We start from the raw sequence: 21,824 nt of genomic DNA, 5'->3' as shown, positions 1-21,824 counted from the left end.
TCTCAAAGTCCAACAAATAGTCAACACCTGGCCTAGTAAAGTATCAGTTACGATGAAATCAGCCCAATAATCGACTCGATTAAACCGCTTGTACAAGGTGATTTTTAGCTTGTTTTATAGCTTTAAATAAGTACTTTGTGAAGTGATTTAAGAAGTGTGTTGGCGTTATTAGCATCGTGTCTTAGGGCTTCTTAAAATGGCGACTAAGTGCCCGTTTAATTTGCTCAGGTATGATATGGTTACGGTTTAAACGAGACTTGAGAGAGGTCAGAATCGATGCGTGGAAGCAATCATTGATCGGAAGGGGCGAGCGATATTTTATTGATACTAAAAAGCCCGCGGTTGGTCAGCGGGCTAGGGTCTAGAAGAGTTGGTATAGATTAGCTAGTGAGAAGCTTTTGGAGCTTGTCTCTGAGCATCTCAATGTGCGTTCTTTCTGGTGTTTGTTCTTTACAGTGCTCTAGGATAAATTCAAGAGAGCTCAGTACTGTGCGCCAACGAGGTGTTTTAGGCAGCGTTTCTACGCGTAAGTACTTATCTAGCGTTCGAGTCTGAAGGGTGCTTCTATCGAGATAGACGCGCCACAGGCCACTTTTTTCAGCGAAGGCAAACTTGGTCTCTCCAGTGACCGACTCCCAATAGATAAGAGCATTGGTCATGGCTTCTACCAGCACTTCGCGCATCAGTTCTTGTTTATTCTTACCTTCTCCCGCGGCTTTATCAGCAAGGCGAGTGAATTCGCCGCCTAGCTCTTTCAGTTGTTGCAGCTTGTCTTTGTCACCTTCAAAGGCATAGCTCGACAGCGCTTCTACAGCGGTTTCTAGGTTATTGATGCGATTTGAGTTTACAGCACCACCGACATTGAAGATGTACATGGTGTCTAACCCAGAACCTTCTGGAAGCTTCAGAATGTCACTTGAAACTCGTTGGCGGGTATCACTTATATAAACATCAATCTCGCCGCAATAGTGCGCTTGATCTACACGCAAGTACTTCGGTGCAATGATTTCATCTGCCATAGAACGCTTGAGCTGCTCCTGACTACGTTTAAATAGTTTGGCGGCAGCTTCGTTAGCAAAGCGAATGCGTTGATCATCGCGAATACAGATAATCGCTTCAGGCGCTGATTCTAATTGCTCAAGTAGACGGCCTTGGGTTTCAAGCAAGTTGGCCTCTACCATTGCGCGATGTTTCAGCTCTTGCTGTAGCTGGTCGTTCTCGATACGTCGTTGCTCAGCTTTACTTGCTGATAGGTGCGCTGTGATTCGCGCCGCTAGCTCTTGCTTGTTGAATGGCTTCGACAGGTAATCATTCGCTCCAACCTCAAAGCCTCGTACGCGGTCTTCAGGTTGGTTTAATGCAGTCAGCATAATGATTGGCAATTGTGCGTGGTCATGCTGCTTTCTTAATGTTTCACACACTTGATAGCCGCTCATACCTGGCATCATGATGTCTAGAAGTAGCAGCTCAGGCTTCTCTTTTTCAATCAGTTCAATGGTTTCAGGCCCATCACAAGCCGTGCGGACACGGTACCCTTCAAGCTTCAAGAAGCTATCAAGCACACGCAAGTTAACCGGTTCATCATCAGCAATCACAAGCAGCGGACCATCTGGGTCTTCGTGTATTTCACTGTTGTCTTGCTGGTTACTCTCTAATACTTCTGGAGCTTGGAAGTGGGAGTAATTGCCCGACTCGTTGTAGTGGTCAAGCTCTTCTTGTGTTGCCAGAGGCAGAGTAAAGCTGAATGTTGTCCCGACCATTGGCTGGCTGCTGACGTAGAGTGAGCCGCCCATAAGTTCAATCAGTTGACGACTGATCGATAGACCAAGGCCTGCCCCTTGTCGGTATGAGCTCGCATCTTGCCCTGCTTGAATGAGTGGTTCAAAGATGTGCTCTAAATGCTCAGCTGGGATACCTTGGCCAGTATCAACCACTTGAACACGGATATTATCGTCAATCACGCTTGCTGAGATAACGATTTTACCCTCAGAGGTGTACTTGATAGCGTTACCAACCAAGTTGTACATCACCTGTTCAAGGCGTTGTGGATCGGACGATACAAGGCCTAAATCTGCCGGAACTTGGTTGATGATACGAATCGGTTTACTGCCAAGCAGGTGGTGAGATAGCTCCAGTACCAAACTAGTGGCGGCGGAAAGATCAACCGCTGACTTTTTAATGTCTAAACTACCATAACGCATTTTGTGATAATCGAGCAGGTCATCAACCAGAGTCGCAAGGCGCTGACCACTGTTGATGATGATATCCAATTGGTACTTTTGGTTTGATGGAATCGGGCCGTTGGCACCAGAGATGAGTGCTTCGGCAATACCAACCATTCCATGCAGAGGTGTACGCAGTTCGTGCGACGTGGTTGCTAGGAATTCATCTTTGAGTTTATTGGCTAGTTGTAACTCTTCATTCTGTTTTTGGATGGTCTTAAGGTTGTCCTCAAGCTCTTCATTTTGAGATTTTATCAAGCCCATCTTCTCACGGATCGAACGCTGCATGCGCTCAAAGCTCACTGCTAAGCGTCCAATCTCGTCTTTTCGTTCGGTATTGATCATCGCTTCATCAAGATCTCCTGCCGATACTTTCTCTGCGGCCCAAGTGAGTTTGAGAAGTGGTGAGGTAATGAAGTTTGATAGGTAGTGTGATGCAACAAACACCAACACAATGGCCGTCAGCATTACGATCACAAAGATTTTCTCTAGCTGATGAATGCGAGCAAAAGCTTCTTTCTCTGGAAGCTCAACAACCAGTGCCCATTGCGCATAATCCAGCTCGATCGGTGCGTAAGCCGCAATGATGGCTTGATCTAGGCTGTTGTCGAATGTACCAACCGCCGTCTCGCCCGCTAGGGCCTTATCTATAACACCTAAGCTGAGGTCGATAGCTTGTTGGGAATGCGCCAGACTTCTCGGTAGGTGATCGCTACCAACAAGTAGGGTTTGCATGTTTGAGCTCTTGTTGAGATCAGCTATCAGCTTGGTGATGCCGTTAATTGGTAGTCGGAACATCGCGTAGCTATGCAGATAGCCTTGCTGAACAATCGGAGCACCTAACCAAGCGCTCTGCTTGCCGTTTTCGTCCAAGAAATCAGAGACGATGACTGGTGTGTAATCTTCGTTGGTCTTGCGTTTCTCTGTGACGTCCTTCGCGAGCTTTTGGAAAGTCAGGCCAAGGTTTGAGTCTTTGTATTTGCCTGTTAACAGGTTAGTCCCGTAGTTGTCTTGCTTAAATACGGAATAGGCGACGTTGCCGTTAATGTCGACCAATAGAATATCGTCAAAATCGGCACGTTTAATCAGTTCAAGATAGGCGTTGTGGTAGCGCTTGTGGAGCAGGCGATAACGCTCACTACCAACGTAGCTGCTTGATTCAGGCAGTATTGACGTTTTTACTTCATTACCTGAGCCTTGGATGTAGCGTTGTTGTGCATTGCTGCGCGCCTCTTCGATGTCTAGGCCGAGACGCTGGAATGCGTTAATAAGGCCGTAAAAGCGCCCACCACTGGCGATAGCCAACTCTGAACGAACAAAGCCAATCACTTGAGACTCTTGTGCCTGAAGGTAATCCATGATCTGTTGCTGCTTAGTATCACGCACGGACACTAAGTGAGAGGTGCTCTGCTCTTGTAGGTCTTGACTATGAGATTGAAGGAAAAAAACAGCAATGAGGGTAACAGGCGTCAAACTTAATACGAGAAACGCTAGCATGAGCGTACTTTGAAGGCGCTTAAACTTCTGCTTTCGATAAAATCTAAACATAAATTAGGTACTACTTTCCTTGGATGTACTTCTGAAATGCTTGAAATTTGAGTACAAAGAATAGATTGAGTGGTTTCTAATTTAACGAAATTAACGAGTTTTTTTACTTTGACAAGTAAGTGCTATTTAAAGCGTGTGCAGTCGCGCAAATTTATTAAATTTTGCTAGCAATATGAACAAAAAGTGCAGGGATTGTCCTGCACTTTGCTGAGGTAGGTTACTTCGCTGCGTGATAGATAGCGAATTTTGTGGTCTTATTTAGAGTCGCGCATTTACCAAAGGCTTGCTCAATAATTGGCGGGTATTTGAGGAAGCTGTTCGCTACAATAATCATCTCACCTTGAGCGTTTAAGTAGCTTGGTGCATCTGCAAGAAGAGTCTCCGTCGCGCTGTAGCTAGTGTCTAAACCTGAGTGGAAAGGTGGGTTACTGATGATGAAACGGTAGTCCTTTGACGTATCAGAGTAGACATCTGAAGCAAATACTTTGCCTGTTAAGCCGTTGGCTGCCAGTGTCGCTTTAGAGGATTCCACAGCAAAGGCGCTGATGTCACACATCTCTAACTCGATCTCAGGGTTGCGTGAAGCCATCACCGCACCAAGTACGCCCGCGCCACAACCAAAATCGAGCACCTTACCGTTTAGGCTTGGTAGCGTATCGAGCAGTAATTTACTGCCGATATCAAATTCGCCGTGGCTGAATACACCAGGCAGACTTTTAACTGTAAGTGACTGCTCACCAATGTTCACCGAGTAGGTTTTAAACCAGTCTTGTAGGTTGAACGCAGGAGCTTGTTCTAGACATTGTCCCCAATAGAATGAACAGCGTCGCGCTGAGTCGTATTTTACCACTTTGCCGTACGGCTTGAACATCTTCTCAATGCTCTTTACGCCAGAGCGGTTTTCGCCGACAACAACAATCTCAGTATCTTTGCCTAATTTTGCCATTAACATCGCGAGTAAGAACTCAGCTTCAGCTTTAGCTTTTGGCCAGTAAAGTAGTACGAGGTCTGCTTGCGTCTCTTCGGTAAATTCAGCACCGTAGAAACGTTGAATGGTATTGCAGTTCTCGAGTTGGCGGTAATAGCTGTAATTAGAGGTAAATACCGATACCGATTCACAATGTTTAGCTAATTCAACAGGGAATAGGTCTTCCGCTTCACCGGCAACTAGAACATGTTTGCCTTCAAAGTAGGCGAGTTGGCGTTGAGCGATTTGGCTCGGGGCGATATAGGCAGACATAGGGACTCTCTGTTGAATCGTTAGCAAAAAATAGGGGCGGATTTTCGCATAATCCGCCCCAAGCTTGAAGTTTTAATCGTCGTTAAGCCGATTATGTGTTGTCTTGTCGATTAAGGAAGTCTTTGAACTCTTCATCGTAGATATTGAACAGCACGATAGTAATTGCAAAGATCAGCGGGCCGTAGATCAAGCCGATCAGACCGAACAGCTGAATACCGCCTAATAGTGAGAAGAAGATCATTAGGGTATTCATGCCTGCGCTGCCTTGCATTAGTAGTGGACGCAACAGGTTGTCAATCGAACCTACTACCGCGACGCAGTAAACCGTAAGGAAGATGGCCCATGTAGTATCACCGGTTAGGAATAGGTAGGCCGCAGCTGGCACCCAAATTAGCGCGGTACCAACGACCGGGATGAATGACGCAAAGCCCATCATCGTGCCCCAGAATAAGCCAGGGAAACCGGCAATCCACATACCTAAACCACCGGCAAAACCTTGTGCAATCGCGGTTAAGAATGAGCCCATCACCGCCGACTTAGAAACTTGCTCAATCTCTGCCAGTAGCTTGTCTTCTTGGCTACGAGACAACGGTAATATGTGGCGAACTACACTGATGATCTTGTCATGGTCGCGCAGTAAGAAGAACAACACGAACAACATTAAGAAGAAGTCCATTAAGAAATTGGTCGCGTCACCTAAAATTTTAGCGCTGATACCAACCAGTTTTGAGCCAAAGCTAGTGGCAAATTCACCCACTTTCTGTGCGATCGCCTGTGGCTCAATATTATCGAACGGCAGGTAGTCGTTGATGAAAGCCAACGCTTTTACGACTAATGGATGCTCAAACAGGGTTTGGATACCGCCGTGCGTAACCCATTGATAGGTGTTTTGTGAAAATAGAGAGCCTTGCTGAACAATCGCAGCAAAGACGGCTAACAAAGGGATCACTATGATGAACGTGAGAATAATGCACGACAATAGAGAGACCAAGTTGGCTTTATTAGGCAGTTTTTTCTCTAGCCATTCGTGGATAGGGAACATCAATAGGGAAATGATGAACGCCATGATGATCGAGTTGACGTAAGGTTCAATCAATAAGTAACAGGCATACGCCGCCGCAAGTAGGGCAACGATAATCACCCAATGACTTGAGTTAATTTTGATCTTTTCTGACACGGTAATGGTCTCTATGTTTGCTAACTCAGTTTATAATGGCTGCAAAACAGAGAGTTAGCAATGAGGAGTTTTCATTATGGGGTGTTGTAATAACGACAAAAAATGCCAAGAGAATGAGCAGCCAACCAAAAAAGAGATCCCGTGGTTTCGAATGTTGCTAGGCACCTTGATGCTACTGGTGTTTTTATTCTGGGAGCGCTAATTGGAAGTCGCGATACGGTGATAACCATTTTGTGATTCTAGGTTTACCTACAAAAGAAAAGGCTGCACAAAGCAGCCTTTATAAACAATGTGTTAAAGCTAAATAGCCTTATTCTGCAGCAATGATTGCGAAACAGCGGTCCGCAGCTTCTAGTGTAGCGTCGATCTCTTTTGAGCCGTGAGCTAGCGATGTGAAGCTTGCTTCGAATGCTGAAGGTGCTAAGTAAACACCGTGATCCAGCATTAGGTGGAAGAAGCGCTTGAAGCGTTCTACATCACACTTAGTTACATCTTCGTAGCAAGTAACTGTTTCTTGCTCAGTGAAGAAGAAACCAAACATACCGCCAACTTGATGAACAAGTAGTGGAACACCATGTTTGTCGGCAAGCTGCTTGAAGCCATCAGCCAATTGTTTAGTCTTTGCCGCTAGACGCTTCTCGTTGCCTTCTTCTTTTAGAAGGTTTAAACATGCGTAACCAGCCGCCATTGCAACCGGGTTACCTGATAGAGTACCCGCTTGGTAAACTGGGCCTGTTGGCGCGATGTATTGCATTACATCTTTACGACCACCAAAAGCACCTACTGGCATACCGCCACCGATTACTTTACCAAGACACGTTAGATCTGGTTTGATGTTGTAGTAAGCCTGCGCACAACCTTCAGCAACACGGAAACCTGTCATTACTTCATCAAAGATCAGTAGTGCACCTTCTTGGTCACAGATTTCACGCAGACCTTCGTGGAAGCCTTCAACTGGTGGGATACAGTTCATGTTGCCCGCAACAGGTTCAACGATGATACAAGCAATCTCACCTTTGTTTGCTTCGAATAGCTCGCGTACTGAATCTAGGTTATTGAAGGTTGCTGTTAGCGTGTGCTTAGCAAAGTCTGCTGGAACGCCAGGAGAGCTTGGTTGGCCTAGAGTCAGAGCACCAGAACCTGCTTTTACTAGTAGGCTATCTGCATGACCGTGGTAACAGCCTTCAAACTTAAGGATCTTGTCACGACCTGTGAAGCCACGAGCTAGACGAATCGCACTCATCGTTGCTTCTGTACCTGAGCTCACCATACGTAGCTGTTCCATTGAAGGAACCATCTCAGATACCAGTTCAGCCATCTTGATTTCAGTTTCGGTTGGTGCACCGAAGCTAAGACCACGTTGAGCCGCTTCGATAACAGCATCACGGATAACGGCGTGGTTGTGACCTAAGATCATTGGGCCCCAAGAGCCAACGTAGTCGATATATGCTTTACCATCAGCATCAAAAATTAGCGGGCCATCAGCGCGCTCGATGAAGATTGGAGAACCACCCACACCGTTGAATGCACGTACAGGAGAGTTAACGCCACCCGGAATAGTTTGCTGTGCTTTTTCGTACAGCTCTGCTGATTTGGTCATTGATATATCCTCTTTTGACTGTCGGGACCAATTGGCTCGCATTGTACCTATCCATAAACCAACTAGGAATGGTTTCGCTGAGATAATCACCCGAATCTGATGGTTTTGAGGGGTTAAGCGGCTAATTTATTTTTATTTGATGAGTTTTTAGCAGGAAAAACGGCGATCAGATGGTGAATACTTGAACGTTTCAGTCAGGTATTGGATAATCAGCGCAATAGAAAAATATATTCAACAACTATGATCTCGAACTCGATTTGTATCATGTTGTTTTTGACACAGGTAAGAGAGGTTGTCGTGAGCGAAGCAAATATCCCATTGTCTTTTTCTGATGCAGCAGCTACCCGCGTACAAACGCTGATTGCTGAAGAAGAAAACCCAGATCTAAAACTGCGTGTATACATTACAGGTGGTGGTTGTAGCGGTTTCCAATACGGCTTCACATTTGATGAAAAAGTAAATGATGGTGACATGACTATTGAAAATAGTGGTGTAACGCTAGTGGTTGACCCAATGAGCCTTCAGTACCTGATTGGCGGTGTTGTGGATTACACAGAAGGTCTTGAGGGCGCGCGCTTCTTTGTAAACAACCCAAATGCAACAACAACTTGTGGTTGTGGTGCATCGTTCAGTGTGTAAGAGCTGACAAAAACGTATTGCTATATAGAAACGCTGAACTTAGGTTCGGCGTTTTTTTTTGTTTTTTTACGCTCGTTAAAGTGAGTTTACGAGCATCGCTGATGTTAATGAGAAACCTAGAATTTTAGGCTAAGTATCTGTCTTTAAAGGGCGCTATGCGGCTGTTTATTAAACGATATGTTGAATAAAGTGTCGGGCTCATCGAATTTTACCTTTTGTGGGTCTGTTATGGTTGGGGTTGTGTATCAGGAAGTTGCACATAGTTACGTGAGTTTAGTTTTTCTCTCAATCATCAGGTTATGAATAGTAAAAGGACGTGTTATGCCTAGCCGATTCTCCCGCCTTGGGTTTTCCTCTTGGTCAAAACAACCTTGGTTGGTATCCCTCTTCTTGGTGATATTGCTGTCTGTATGGCTGGGTTTAGGTGTAGGACAAGCAGAAGAGCCAGCGTCTTCAACGAGCACGGAAGTCCCCCTAGCAAAGGTCTCCTTTCAAAATTTCCACGCCTCACCAACTTATAAAGCTATTGATCTGTATGGGAGAACAGCACCTGACCGACATGCTCGTTTAGGGGCAGAGATCGCAGGTAAGATCGTTACGCTCAATATCGCGAAAGGCGATGCAGTTGAAGCTGGTCAAGCAATCGCGCAGATAGACAAAGCTGATTTAGGCATTCAATTAGAGCGAGCTTCAGCCTTATATCGTTTAAAGCAGAAAGAGTTTAAGGCTGCGCAGTCTCTGAAAAAGCGTGGACTGCAAGGTGAGATTGCCTATACCACCGCAGAAGCTGCACTGACAGAAGCCAAAGCGATGAAGAGTAATGCAGAGCTAGCTCTGCGTAACACGGTGATTCGCTCTCCTTTCTCTGGCATCGTGCAAGAGCTGCAAGTTGAAGTCGGGGATTTTGTAGGGGTCGGCGATCCTGTTGCTGGTGTCATCGACCTTGATCCGCTAGTGATTGAAGCCGATGTCAGTGAGCGCCATATTCAGCAGTTGCAACTAGGGCAGGCAGCTAATGTTCGTCTGTTAGGACACCAAAGTGTCGAAGGTAAGCTTCGCTATATTTCTCGGATATCAACAGCGTCGACCAATACATTTCCCATTGAGATTGAAATTCCAAACCCTCAGCGCCGCTTGCCCGCGGGCGTCAGTGCAGAGGTTTCTCTTAATCTAGAAAGCCAGCAAGCGATAAAAGTGACGCCGGCGATGCTGGCTTTGGATGAAGCTGGCAACCTTGGGGTAAAAACATTGATCCAGTCTGGTGATGACCAGATGGTAAAGTTTGTCCCAATTCAATTGGTTAAAGCAGAACAAGATGGTGTTTGGCTAGCTGGGCTTGGTGAGCAAGTGGACATCATCACCGTTGGACAAGGCTTTGTGCGTGATGGTGACAATGTGATTGCTACAGAGCAAACAACTGCGGCGAACTAGGAGATAACATCATGTATTCATTGATTGATGCTGCGATGTCTCGTTCGCGAACCATGCTCTCTCTACTGCTATTTATTCTGGTTGCGGGAGTCGGCACTTACATATCGATTCCTAAGGAGTCGAGCCCCGACATTACCATCCCGATCATCTACGTTTCTGTTGGTCACCAAGGTATCTCTCCTACGGATGCCGAGCGTTTGTTAGTTCGCCCAATCGAGCAAGAGCTACGCTCGATTGAGGGTGTAAAAGAGATGACGGCAACGGCTTCAGAAGGCCATGCTTCTGTGGTGTTGGAGTTCAATGTCGGAGTCGATTTGACTAAAGCGATGGCAGACGTGCGTGATGCGGTCGATCTTGCCAAGCCTAAGTTGCCAGAAGACAGTGATGAGCCGACCGTCAATGAAGTTACGTTAGCCTCTGAACAACCAGTACTTTCTGTGGTTCTATATGGAACAGTGCCAGAGCGTACTATCGTTCAAATTGCTCGTGAATTGGGTGACAAGCTAGAGAGCTACCGTCAAATTCTTGAGGTGGATATAGCTGGTGATAGAGAAGATATCGTAGAGATCATCGTCGATCCCTTGTTGATGGAGAGCTACAGCCTAGATCAAGCGGATATCTACAATCTGATCGCGCTGAATAACCGCGTTGTGGCAGCTGGGTTTGTTGATACCGGTTATGGTCGATTCTCAATCAAAGTCCCTTCTGTGTTTAACTCGCTGAAAGATGTTCTTGAATTGCCTATCAAAGTCGATGGTAAGCAGGTAGTGACCTTTGGTGATGTTGCCACGGTTAGGCGTGCCTTTCGTGACCCTGAAAGCTTTGCCCGCTTGGATGGCAAAGCGGCTGTGGTATTGGACATTAAAAAACGCGCTGGTGAGAATATTATTGAGACCGTTGAACTGGTGAAGGCGGTCGTTGGTGGTGCTCAGCAACGAGCAGAATGGCCAAATAACTTGTTGGTTAAGTTCACTTGGGATGAATCAAAAGACGTAAAGATCATGCTTAATGATCTGCAAAATAACATCCTCTCCGCCATTATCTTGGTGGTGATCGTGATCATCGCGATTCTTGGCGTTCGTACTGCGTTATTGGTTGGTATCTCTATTCCTGGATCTTTTTTAACTGGGTTGTTGGTGCTCTCGGTGTTTGGTTTAACGGTCAACATCGTGGTGTTGTTCTCGTTGATCATGGCGGTGGGCTTGCTAGTGGATGGCGCGATTGTTGTCACCGAGTTTGCAGACAGAAGGATGCAAGAGGGGGAAGCAAGGAAAACCGCTTATCAAGCGGCAGCAAAACGTATGGCGTGGCCGATTACAGCATCGACCGCAACAACCTTAGCGGCGTTTGCTCCACTGCTATTCTGGCCTGATGTGACCGGTGAGTTCATGAAGTACCTACCATTAACCTTGATTGCGACTCTATTCGCCTCTTTGTTGATGGCACTGTTGTTTGTCCCGGTGCTCGGAGGGCTGATTGGTAAGCCGCAGTACGTATCTTCTGGCAACCAATCTCGCATGGTGGCTTTGCATAACGGGGACTTCTCGCAAGCGACCGGGATTACCAAGCTCTATTATCACACCCTGTCTATCGCGATTCAGCATCCGCTCAAGATCTTATTGAGCGCAATATTGCTCTCTATCGCTGTTGGATTTTCTTACGCTAAAGCGGGGCTTGGCGCGGAATTCTTCCCCGAGGTTGATCCGCCATTTTTCAACGTCAAAGTGCGCTCACATGGCGATCTCTCTATTCAAGAAAAAGACGTGATCATGAGAGATATTGAACAGATGATGTTGGGACATGAAGAGTTCGACAGTGTTTATACGCGTACTGGGGGAGACGACCAGATTGGTCTTATCTCAATCACGCCGGTTGATTGGCAATATCGTCGCAGTGTCAAAGCGATCATTGATGAACTTAAGGTTCAAACTGACCAATACCCAGGTGTTGAAATCGAGTTTAAGTTTCCAGATGCCGGGCCTCCCGTTGAAAATGACTTGGTCATTGAGCTTTCGGCAAAGACACCTGAGCAATTAAATCAAGCGGCTAAAGTGGTTCGTTCTTGGGCGGATGCCAGCCCTGCGCTGACCAACATTAGTGATACAAGCAGTAAAGATGGTATTGATTGGAAAGTGGATATTCGGCGTGACGATGCGGCTCGCTTTGCAGCAGATGCCACTCTGGTTGGGAATACCGTTCAATTCGTTACAAATGGACTAAAAATTGGTGATTACTTGCCTGATGATTCATCAGAAGAGGTCGATATCTTGGTGCGTTACCCAAATGACAAGAGAGACATAGGTCGCTTTGATCAACTGCGAGTAAAAACACCAGCGGGTCTAGTACCTATTACCAATTTCGCGCAGATCGTGCCTGATCATAAACAAGATACGATTAAGCGTCTTGATGGTAAGCGCGTGATCAACGTTTTGGCAGATATGAAAGAAGGCTATAACCTCGCGCTCGAGCTACCCAAGATTGAGCTGGCGCTGAGTGAGCTCGGCTTACCGAGTGGTGTGGAATTCCGCATTCGTGGTCAGAATGAAGAGCAGGAAAACTCATCAGCGTTTCTTCAAAGCGCATTCATGGTTGCGCTGGCGGCAATGGCCTTGATTCTCATTACTCAGTTCAATAGCTTTTACCAAGCTTTCCTTATCTTGAGTGCGGTACTGTTCTCAACCGTCGGTGTATTTATGGGGCTACTGATATTCCAGCGACCTTTTGGAGTGGTGATGTCGGGAATTGGGGTCATCGCATTAGCCGGTATTGTAGTGAACAACAATATCGTGCTTATCGATACCTACAATCAGTTGGTTAAGCGAGGTTTAGACAAGCGCGATGCGATATTAAGAACCGGCGTCCAGCGTCTGAGACCTGTAATGTTAACCACAGTGACGACGATTTTAGGCTTGATGCCAATGGTGCTTGAGATGAATATCGATTTGATTAATCAAAAGATCGAATTTGGCGCACCGAGTACCCAGTGGTGGTCGCAACTGGCAACTGCGATTGCTGGTGGTTTGGCATTTGCGACGGTTTTAACCTTGGTGCTCACGCCTTGCTTGCTGATGTTGGGTAGGAATAAGAACAAACAGGAAACAGATGCAACTGAGTGATACCAACGAAACCCGTTTGGCACGATAGATAAGACAAAGAGCACTGTGGAGTGCTCTTTGTCTTTTGTGTTGTTCTACATATCGGGCGACTTAAAGTGAACGCTCGATAAGTGTATATGCTAGTTAGTCGCCAGTAGTTGGCTATAACGGTCTAGTTTCTCTAGACGTAGCTTCGAGTTCGCAATGAAGGTTGTCTTAGCTTTGCCCGTTAGAGATTTAGATTGTGGTAGCTTCACCGTTCGAGCGTTCTTGTGTACGCCATTAACGAGGAACTCGTAGTGAAGGTGTGGGCCTGTAACACGACCTGTACCACCCAAGGTACCGATAGTTTGTCCCTGTTTAACTCGCTGACCTGTTTTCACTAAACGTTTTTTAAGGTGCAGGTACTTCGTGAGGTAAGTATTACTGTGCCTGATAAAGACATAGTTACCGTTAAATTGGTTGTAGCCAGATTTCTGAACAATACCGTCACCGGCAGCCCAAATAGGCGTACCCACTGGTGCAGCATAATCTGTGCCTCGGTGTGGGCGCACTTTACCTGTTACTGGGTGCTTGCGGCGAGGGTTGAAGTTCGACGTTACACGTCTAAAGTCGACCGGAGAGCGCAGAAAGGCTTTTTTCATCGCTCGCCCTTGATCGTCGTAGTAGTTACCGGTTTTGTCATCAAGGATGGCGGTAAAGGTATCACCTTGGTTTTTGAAAATTGCAGCCGTGATCTTACCGCGACCAATGACCTCGCCCTCAACCACTTTCTCTTGGTACAGAATCTTAAAGCTGTCGTTCTTGCGAATGTCTAATGCGAAGTCGATATCCCAACCAAATATCCCCGCGAGCTCCATGATTTGGTTAGCGGTTAAACCTGCGCTCATACCCGCATTCCAGAAATTAGAGGTGATGTCTGCTTCAGCGTAGTTGTATTGGTAGGCGACCTCTTTTTTATCAAAGCTTGAGGTGTAGCTGTCACCTGATTTGGTGATCTTAAAGCTCTCGAAGGCACTTAGCTGTCTTTTGAGCTGAATTAGGTCGTTGTTTTCATCGAAACCAAACTGCAACACGTCACCCGGTTTTAGGTTCGACAGCTGTTTGTTGATGTCTTTATTGGTGTTGAGCAGAGTGATCAGTAGTCGGTAAGAGAGGCCGATACGTTCAAAGAGCACCGAGGTACTTTCACCAGAACGAACCGTGTATTTCTCCCAGTTAAGCACCGCTGTGGGTACATGCTCTTCATTACTTACCAAAGCAGCGGCATTGATAGTAAGAGGGTAATGTTTGCCAATAACGAGAGAGTCACTTTTGTCACGCAGAGAACTGACATCGGGAAGAAGAAAAAGAGCAACGAAGATTACGGCACTGAAAAATGCAATAAAGACCCGGTGCAATATAGGAAGGCGTGCAAAAATAGACAACATGTTCCGGTTCGTATAGTAAATATTAAGAAAATAGACGACTGAATAGTGTAACTGGTTTCAAAATACATCGCTATTCAAGTAAGATGTCTAATTATTATATTTTTGCCAAATCTGTGGGAGTGAACAAGAATGGCGAGTATTGAAGCTGCACTAGCCGAGATCAAACGTGGCGTTGAAGAACTGATTCCAGAAGACGAACTGATTGCAAAACTGAAAGAGGGTCGTCCTCTACGTATTAAGCTAGGTGCCGATCCAACAGCACCAGATATCCACCTAGGCCATACGGTTATCTTTAACAAGCTTCGTGCTTTCCAAGAGCTTGGTCATGAAGTGACATTCCTGATCGGTGATTTCACTGCAATGGTTGGTGACCCGTCTGGTAAGAACTCAACGCGTCCACCACTAAGCCGTGAAGACGTCCTAAAGAATGCTGAAACTTATAAAGAGCAAGTATTCAAGATTCTAGATCCAGCGAAAACACAAATTCGTTTCAACTCTGAGTGGCTATCTGAGCTTGGTGCTGAAGGCATGATTCGTCTTGCTTCTAACCAAACTGTTGCTCGTATGCTTGAGCGTGATGACTTTAAAAAGCGTTACGCTGGCGGTCAACCAATCGCTATCCACGAATTCATGTACCCACTTCTACAAGGCCACGACTCTGTAGCACTAGAGAGCGACGTTGAGCTTGGTGGTACTGACCAGAAGTTTAACCTTCTAATGGGTCGTGAACTGCAAAAAGCAGCAGGTCAAAAGCCACAAGCGGTACTAATGATGCCTCTACTTGTTGGTCTAGACGGCGTTAAGAAGATGTCTAAGTCTGCACACAACTACATCGGTATTAGTGAAGCTCCAAGCGAGATGTTTGGTAAGATCATGTCTATCTCTGATGATCTAATGTGGAGCTACTACGAGCTATTGTCTTTCCGTCCTCTTGAAGAAGTGGCTGAGTTAAAAGCTGGCGTTGAAGCGGGTAAAAACCCACGTGACGTTAAAGTTCTTCTAGCGAAAGAGATCATTGCTCGCTTCCACTCTGAAGCAGATGCTGATGCAGCAGAGCAAGAGTTTGTTAACCGTTTTGCGAAGAACCAAGTGCCAGACGAAATGCCGGAATTTGAATTCGAAGCGGGTCTACCAATCGCAAACGTGCTAAAAGAAGCGGGTCTTGTAAACTCTACTTCTGACGCAATGCGTATGATCAAGCAGGGTGCTGCTAAGATCGAAGGCGAGAAGATTGAAGATAGCAAACTCGTACCTGCAGCGGGTACAGCGGTTTACCAAGTTGGTAAGCGTAAGTTTGCACGTATTACTATCAAGTAATATTAAATCTCTATGATTTACTAGAAAGGCATCTACGGATGCCTTTTTTATTGACAGGGATTTGACTAAGTATTTTGTACGGCCTTGCTACACTATGCGCGCTGTCGAACTGACAGTAATTTTGGAGATTTTTATGAACAATACCGACCATCCTCCTAGTTTGAAGGGAGAAGAATAACCTGTCTCGGTATTGATCTATTGTCCTGCCGTTCAGGTAGGGTATCTTTTGTTTCCCTTCATTCTTTTCCACACTCTAGATTCTAATAAATAGACACATCAGTAGCTTTAGACTTTTGGTGAGCATCGTTATGTGCTTTTGGTGTATGCCTTTAATACGCTCTTAGTACACACAGCTATAGGCTATTTGTTTTGATGGTCGTTACCTTTGCCAATCGGGAGATTCGCCATGACGGTAATGAACAACACTTTTTTATCTATTGAAGCTTTATATTCTGAGCGAGACATTCAGGCAGTATCGAGTGCCTTTCAACAGTACACGCGTGAGCAACAAGTCGATTTGCTTAATCGCATGCCACTGGAAGACGCAGTCTTGGTACTTGGTCAGTGTTCACTCAGTGTTATTCAAGCTCTACTTAGTGAGTTAGAAGAGCAGGGCTTTGAAAAACGCTCTCGTCACTTAGCTCACCAATTAGGTCTTATTTATTCTGAAGTTGAGCCTCAACAGGGCTATTTGACGACTGGGGTGATGAGCCATGTTAGGCAACGCATTGGCTGGATTATTGCCTTGGCGCTGTTAGGCATCGTCTCTGGCCTGATTATCGCTCAGTATGAGGATATTCTCAGTCAGTTGGTGCTACTCGCTATTTATATGCCAGTAATTGCTGCTGCTGGCGGAAACACGGGCACACAAGCAGCAACACTGGTGATTCGAGCCTTGGCAACTGGCGAGCTCAAAAAGCGCCAGTGGTTGAGCGTAATTTGGAAAGAATTCAGAGTGGCTATCTGCTTAGCGGGAGCGATTGCTGTCGTGATGGTTGGACGTATCTTGCTATTTAGCGAGAATCAAACCACAGGTGGCTATGACATTAACATGATCGCCTTTGCGATTGCGGTGGCACTGTTTATTCAGGTGACGATTTCGACAGTACTTGGCGGTGGTTTACCGATTGTTGCGCGTCTGTTCAAACTGGATCCAGCGGTACTTGTTAGCCCAGTTCTTGCCTCTATCGTCGATATTTCTGGTATGTGGATCTACTTTACAGTGGTGAATGCTTTTCTCGGTATAGCTTGAGCCTGCAGATAAATTCGGCCGACATTGGTATCAAGAAAACGGCGCGGTAAGTGTTTACTTACTGCGCCGTTTTTGTCTCTACTTATTTTGGCTAAACTCAATCACATCACGATAAAACGCCTTCTCGAAGGTGACGATTGGCGCTTCTATCGGCTTATCTTGGTCTGGTTTATTTGGGAAGTAGTCACGTACAAATTGAACAAACAGTGAGTTAGGTTTGCCCGATTTATCAAGACCATAACCTGCCATATTATAACTCCCATACACGGAACCACTCTTGGCTATGATGTTCTCTTTGATAGGTGCTTTGCGCATACTCTGGCGGTAACGCAGCGTACCATCGACCCCAGAAGTTGGCATCGCTTTGATAAGCTGTAGCTCAGCATCGTTCTGCCATATGTAACGCAGTACCTCAGCCATACTATGCGACGTCATTCGATTGTTGCGAGAGAGTCCAGAGCCATCCGCTAGGTGTGCTCGTGATAAGTCGATACCTGCTTTGGTTAGCAGGATCTGTTTTATCGCTTCTGTACCGTTATTAAAGCTGCCCGGTTGCACGTAAAACTTGGAACCAAGAGTCTTAGTCAGGTTATCAGCAATCAGGTTATCTGATTTCTTAAGCATGGTAGCGAGCAGAGCAGGCAGCTTCTGTGATTGGTGGCTTGCGACTGTTTTAATTTGTTTGGATGAAGGCTTAGCTCCAATGATAATTTCGCCTTTGACCGTTATCCCTGATTCTTTGAGCAGTGATTGTGTCACTTCTTGGGTATAAAGCTCCGGGTTTTGAATCGCAAACTTAAGTGGTAGTGGCTTCTTGCGTTCGACCAAGCATCCAGATAGCTGGTAGTGATTGTCTGGTGTAGTCAGTAGCTCTAACTCGCACTGCATAGCTTTTTGGCCGGATTTAGTCACAGTATCTGCAATAGTTGAAACAACCACAGGATAGTGAACAGGAATGTAAACTCGTGTCTTGCCATTGTCTTGCGTGTAGATAGACGCTTGCGCGCAATTGCTGTCTAGTGTGATAGCTGTTGATGGTGCGCTATAGCAGACGCCAAGAATGTCCCACGGCCAACCAACAGCGCGTTGATAGCCAGTAAAGGCTGAATTATCTAAGTAAAGGTTGCCTTGAATGGTTTTGTTCTGCTTCTTGGCGTATTGATTCAACAGTTTCTTCAAGTCTTCGCGTTGCAGTGTTGGATCGCCACTGAACTGGATAATTGCGTCTTTTTCTGATTGAACAATGCTGGTGGTGTAATGAAACTTATCACCGAGTTCTAACTTAGCGGCCAGCGCTGTTACTAGCTTGAGTGTGCTTGCGGGTGGGTAGTAGCCTTGAGTATTGGTACTGAGTTGAGCGCTATTATTACTTAAAGACTCTAAGATTAGGCTGCTAGAGCTGCCATCAGGGAGTTTATCTAGTGGCGCATAAGCGTAGGCAGAACAAACGAAGCTGATAGCCAGCAAAGAAGACAGTAGGCGCATAAGTGTGCTGAGTCGTGGACGATAATCTCAGTATACAGATATAAAAAACGCCCGCTAGTCAGCGGGCGTTTTGATTCGAAATTAACTAATTAATCAATTAGATAATCAGAATTAGAAGTCGTAACGTAGACCTAGAGCTAGCTCGTCTTCAGCATCTGCTTTAGAGATAGTTGAAGTACCTTGCTTGTCGCCAGCGCTTAGTAGGTTGAAGTTGTACGATACGTAACCACGGAAGTTAGGCTTGAAGTAGTAAGTTGCGTCTACAGCGATGTTGTCTGCAGAAGTGTCACCACCAGTTTCAGCGTTGTTGTACGTAGTTGTGAATACAGTTTGACCCATAGTGTAAGCTGCCGCTAGCTCGTAACCTGTGTAGTCTTCTACACCGTTGAAGCCTGCGTTGCTGTAGTCACCAGAACCTGCAGTGTAATCTTTCTCACCGTCTGTGAATACACCAGCGAAGTATAGGTCGCCCATAGTGTATGAACCAGAAAGCATGTATTCGTTGCTCTTATCCTGGTCTGCAAAACCTGCACCTACTTTAACGCCAGTCTCGCCGATTGCGTAGATACCAGATAGAGAGTAGCCGTCTTTACCGTTGTCAACTAACTCACCGTTGTTGTTTTCAGAACGGTCAGCGAAACGGTAGCTTGCTTTTACGCTTAGAGCTTGGAATTCGCCTTTGTAAGATAGCATGTTGTCTGCACGGTCTGCTGCATTGATTTTGTCAGCCGCAGAGTTACCGTGGTAAGCCATGATATCTGTGAAGTCTGTGATTACGCCTAGTGCACCGTCGTTTTTACCGTAAGTTACTTCACCGAAGTTACCGCCTAGACCAGCGTATACGTAACGGTTTGTTAGGCTGTCGCTGTTGCTGTCTGTAGCACCGCCGTTGTCTGCAGTAGTGAATTCGCCTTCGTAGAAACCAACACCGTATAGGCCGTCTTGGATTTCAACTTTACCTAGGAAGTTAAGACGTACACGAGATTTGTCTTCAACTTTACCATCTTGCATAGATAGACGAGCTTCAGCACGGCCGCCCATTTCTAGAGAAGTACCGTCTTGGTTGTATAGCTCAGAAGCGTTAGCACCAGTTGCAAGAGCTGCAGCTGATACAGCAAGCGCGATCATAGTCTTGTTCATGTTATTAATTCCTAATTACTGTCCATAAAGGTTGTTATCAAAGGATTTGAATCCTTTTTTGTATTGCTCGTATTAATCAAGCTTCATAATCAGGCTTAGAACATAAGCGAGAAACTTGCCAGAGCAATCCGTGGGGTACTTTTTACCCTTAAAGTTCCGCCGCAAGTTAGTAAAATGATATCAATAAAAATAATGAACAGTGTTTTATTGCTGTTTTTATATTTTAACTTCATGTTTTAATTTGTTTTTTATTTTTAACCGTAAACTTGGCTTTTTGCTTGTTTTTGTTTTTTTTAGGTTTTTATTTCAAGACTTATTGATTGCGGAGTTAATATTCATTTTTGTGATGTGTGTAATTTAGACCTAGATAGCGGTTTTGTAATACAACGCTGAATAAAGGTGATTTAGCCACTAAGTTTGTTTACACTAAGCCAAATCGTTTTGTTCTAACTACCCAACCAAAGAGGTTGGGTGGCTTTATTTTGGCTGAAGAAAACTTTCAGCATAGAGGTAGAAAATGGAAAAGGTTCCAATGACAGTACGTGGCGCACAGCAGCTACGTGAAGAATTAGAGCGCTTACTAAAACAGCGTCCAATCATCTCAGCAGCGATCGGTGAAGCTCGTGAACTGGGTGACTTAAAAGAGAATGCGGAATACCACGCTGCTCGTGAAGAGCAGGGTATCTGTGAAGCGCAGATTCGTGATATCGAATACAAGCTATCTGTGGCTCAGATTATCGATGTTACACAGATGGAAAACACAGGTAAGATTATCTTCGGTACGACTGTAACGCTAATCGACGTAGATACAGACGAAGAAGTTCGCTACCAAATCGTTTCTGAAGATGAAGCGGACATCAAAACTGGCCGTATCTCTGTGAAGTCACCAATCGCTCGTGGTCTTATCGGTAAGATGGAAGGCGACGAAGTAATGATTTCAACGCCAGGTGGCGAGAAAGATTTTGAAATTGATAAAGTAGAGTACATCTAATTTATTAGTCTCTAGATAGCAAAAAAGGTCGCGATTGCGACCTTTTTCTTTTCTCACGTAGTGATTAAACAACGAGGTTATCTCTGATATTTGAGATTGTCTCTGATAGTCTAAGCTTACTTACGTGGAATCTCGATTTTACGCTCTTCAGACTGGCGGAATAGCACAAGCACTTTACCGATAGTTTGTACTTTTTCTGCTTTAGTCTCACGTACGATGGCGTCGATAATCAGCTGTTTAGTTTCACGGTCTTCTGATGCAACTTTAATCTTGATCAGTTCGTGGTGGTCTAGAGCGATTTCGATTTCCGCTAGAACAGCTTCAGTAAGTCCATTTGCGCCCATTAGCACAACAGGTTTTAAACTGTGAGCTAGGCCCTTTAGATGCTGCTTTTGTTTGGTACTTAGGTTCATTACGCGGCCAATTTTCTTTACTATTAGGGTTGAAAAAACCTATTTTAACGCCATCTAAAGCTGAAGACTATAATTTATTCAGCAATTAGTACTTTCCTCCAATTTAGGTACCCAATGAGCAAACAGAAACATTCGGCCAGTTCAGGCCGTTGGTTGAAGGAACACTTCGACGACAAATACGCGAATGAAGCCCGTAAGAAAGGCTACCGTTCACGTGCTTACTTCAAAATGGAAGAGATTCAAACTAAAGACAAATTGCTGTCTCCGGGCATGACTGTTGTCGATTTAGGGGCGGCGCCTGGCGGGTGGTCTCAATATGCTGCTAAGATTGTAGGTGACAGTGGTCAAATCATTGCATGTGACTTATTACCTATGGACCCAATCGCAGGTGTGAGCTTCTTGCAAGGTGATTTCAGAGAGGATGCAGTACTAGAAGCTTTATTAGATAGGATCCAACCGGACATGGTGGACGTAGTAATGTCTGATATGGCTCCGAATATCGCAGGCAACAACTCTGTAGATCAACCGAGAGCTATGTATTTAGTTGAATTAGCGTTGGATATGTGTCGACAAGTTCTAGCTACCAATGGTAGTTTTGTTGTTAAAGTATTCCAAGGCGAAGGGTTCGATCAATACGTTAAAGACGTCCGTGAGATGTTTAAAACGGTAAAAGTGAGAAAACCCGATTCTTCGCGAGCTCGTTCCCGTGAAGTGTTTATTGTAGCCACTGGTTACAAAGGTTAACGATTCTCTTAAATAGTGTGCGTTAACAATATAGCTACAGGTTACAAACTGTAGTACCCTACCTTTAATTACAATTAGTTATCGCGAGGCTGACACCTTG

15 protein-coding genes are annotated in these 21,824 nt (G+C 45.4%); 7 read left to right on the top strand and 8 right to left on the bottom strand.

What is annotated here, in order from left to right; all coding sequences use genetic code 11:
* Positions 1-380: 380 nt before the first annotated feature.
* From L1D60_RS11310 to hemL, 4 genes are all read right to left on the bottom strand, one after another.
* A complete protein-coding gene (locus L1D60_RS11310) occupies positions 381-3,770 on the bottom strand; it encodes a response regulator (protein WP_239841175.1) in 3,390 nt (1,129 codons plus the stop codon).
* A gap of 217 nt (positions 3,771-3,987) precedes the next feature.
* Positions 3,988-5,010 carry a 16S rRNA (guanine(1207)-N(2))-methyltransferase RsmC gene (gene rsmC / locus L1D60_RS11305; RefSeq protein WP_239841174.1) on the bottom strand — a complete coding sequence of 341 codons (1,023 nt, stop codon included), beginning with the start codon at positions 5,008-5,010 and terminating at the stop codon, positions 3,988-3,990.
* 91 nt (positions 5,011-5,101) lie between these two features.
* Positions 5,102-6,187 carry an AI-2E family transporter gene (locus tag L1D60_RS11300; RefSeq protein WP_239841173.1) on the bottom strand — a complete coding sequence of 362 codons (1,086 nt, stop codon included), beginning with the start codon at positions 6,185-6,187 and terminating at the stop codon, positions 5,102-5,104.
* 310 nt (positions 6,188-6,497) lie between these two features.
* Positions 6,498-7,787: a glutamate-1-semialdehyde 2,1-aminomutase gene (gene hemL / locus L1D60_RS11295; RefSeq protein ID WP_239841172.1), complete on the bottom strand. Its 1,290-nt coding sequence runs from the start codon at positions 7,785-7,787 to the stop codon at positions 6,498-6,500.
* A gap of 297 nt (positions 7,788-8,084) precedes the next feature.
* Here hemL and erpA point away from each other — a divergent pair, with 297 nt between their 5' ends.
* The 3 genes from erpA (at position 8,085) to L1D60_RS11280 (ending at position 12,973) form a co-directional block, all read left to right on the top strand.
* Positions 8,085-8,426, top strand: a complete 342-nt coding sequence (gene erpA, locus L1D60_RS11290) for an iron-sulfur cluster insertion protein ErpA (RefSeq protein WP_032551754.1) — start codon at positions 8,085-8,087, stop codon at positions 8,424-8,426.
* A gap of 321 nt (positions 8,427-8,747) precedes the next feature.
* Entirely contained in the window at positions 8,748-9,857 is a 1,110-nt protein-coding gene (locus L1D60_RS11285) for an efflux RND transporter periplasmic adaptor subunit (protein ID WP_239841171.1), read from the top strand.
* Between the two features lie 11 nt (positions 9,858-9,868).
* Entirely contained in the window at positions 9,869-12,973 is a 3,105-nt protein-coding gene (locus L1D60_RS11280) for an efflux RND transporter permease subunit (RefSeq protein ID WP_239841170.1), read from the top strand.
* Positions 12,974-13,092: 119 nt separating this feature from the next.
* Here L1D60_RS11280 and L1D60_RS11275 read toward each other — a convergent pair whose 3' ends face one another.
* Complete coding sequence (locus tag L1D60_RS11275) at positions 13,093-14,382, bottom strand: peptidoglycan DD-metalloendopeptidase family protein (RefSeq protein ID WP_239841169.1); 1,290 nt, start codon at positions 14,380-14,382, stop codon at positions 13,093-13,095.
* Between the two features lie 129 nt (positions 14,383-14,511).
* Here L1D60_RS11275 and tyrS point away from each other — a divergent pair, with 129 nt between their 5' ends.
* Positions 14,512-15,699 carry a tyrosine--tRNA ligase gene (tyrS, locus tag L1D60_RS11270; RefSeq protein ID WP_239841168.1) on the top strand — a complete coding sequence of 396 codons (1,188 nt, stop codon included), beginning with the start codon at positions 14,512-14,514 and terminating at the stop codon, positions 15,697-15,699.
* 406 nt (positions 15,700-16,105) lie between these two features.
* On the top strand, positions 16,106-16,951 hold the full coding sequence (locus tag L1D60_RS11265) for a magnesium transporter (protein ID WP_239841167.1): 846 nt from the start codon (positions 16,106-16,108) through the stop codon (positions 16,949-16,951).
* A gap of 78 nt (positions 16,952-17,029) precedes the next feature.
* Here L1D60_RS11265 and dacB read toward each other — a convergent pair whose 3' ends face one another.
* The gene (dacB, locus tag L1D60_RS11260) at positions 17,030-18,436 is read right to left on the bottom strand and encodes a serine-type D-Ala-D-Ala carboxypeptidase (protein ID WP_239841166.1); all 1,407 of its coding nucleotides are present in this window, start codon (positions 18,434-18,436) and stop codon (positions 17,030-17,032) included.
* A 111-nt stretch (positions 18,437-18,547) separates the two neighbouring features.
* Complete coding sequence (locus L1D60_RS11255) at positions 18,548-19,576, bottom strand: porin (RefSeq protein ID WP_239841165.1); 1,029 nt, start codon at positions 19,574-19,576, stop codon at positions 18,548-18,550.
* Between the two features lie 517 nt (positions 19,577-20,093).
* Between L1D60_RS11255 and greA the strand changes: the two genes are divergently transcribed.
* On the top strand, positions 20,094-20,567 hold the full coding sequence (gene greA, locus L1D60_RS11250) for a transcription elongation factor GreA (protein ID WP_032551537.1): 474 nt from the start codon (positions 20,094-20,096) through the stop codon (positions 20,565-20,567).
* A gap of 116 nt (positions 20,568-20,683) precedes the next feature.
* Here the strand turns inward: greA and yhbY are convergent, their stop codons facing one another.
* A complete protein-coding gene (yhbY, locus tag L1D60_RS11245) occupies positions 20,684-20,980 on the bottom strand; it encodes a ribosome assembly RNA-binding protein YhbY (protein ID WP_032551538.1) in 297 nt (98 codons plus the stop codon).
* Between the two features lie 114 nt (positions 20,981-21,094).
* Here yhbY and rlmE point away from each other — a divergent pair, with 114 nt between their 5' ends.
* Positions 21,095-21,724 carry a 23S rRNA (uridine(2552)-2'-O)-methyltransferase RlmE gene (gene rlmE, locus L1D60_RS11240; RefSeq protein ID WP_032551539.1) on the top strand — a complete coding sequence of 210 codons (630 nt, stop codon included), beginning with the start codon at positions 21,095-21,097 and terminating at the stop codon, positions 21,722-21,724.
* Positions 21,725-21,824 lie beyond the last annotated feature (100 nt).

The sequence above is a fragment of the Vibrio sp. Isolate30 genome (genome assembly GCF_022397975.1).
GTDB classification, from domain to species: Bacteria; Pseudomonadota; Gammaproteobacteria; order Enterobacterales; family Vibrionaceae; genus Vibrio; species Vibrio fortis.
The sequence above is the reverse complement of the archived record's forward strand: the minus strand, read 5'-3'. Positions and strand labels throughout refer to the sequence as shown.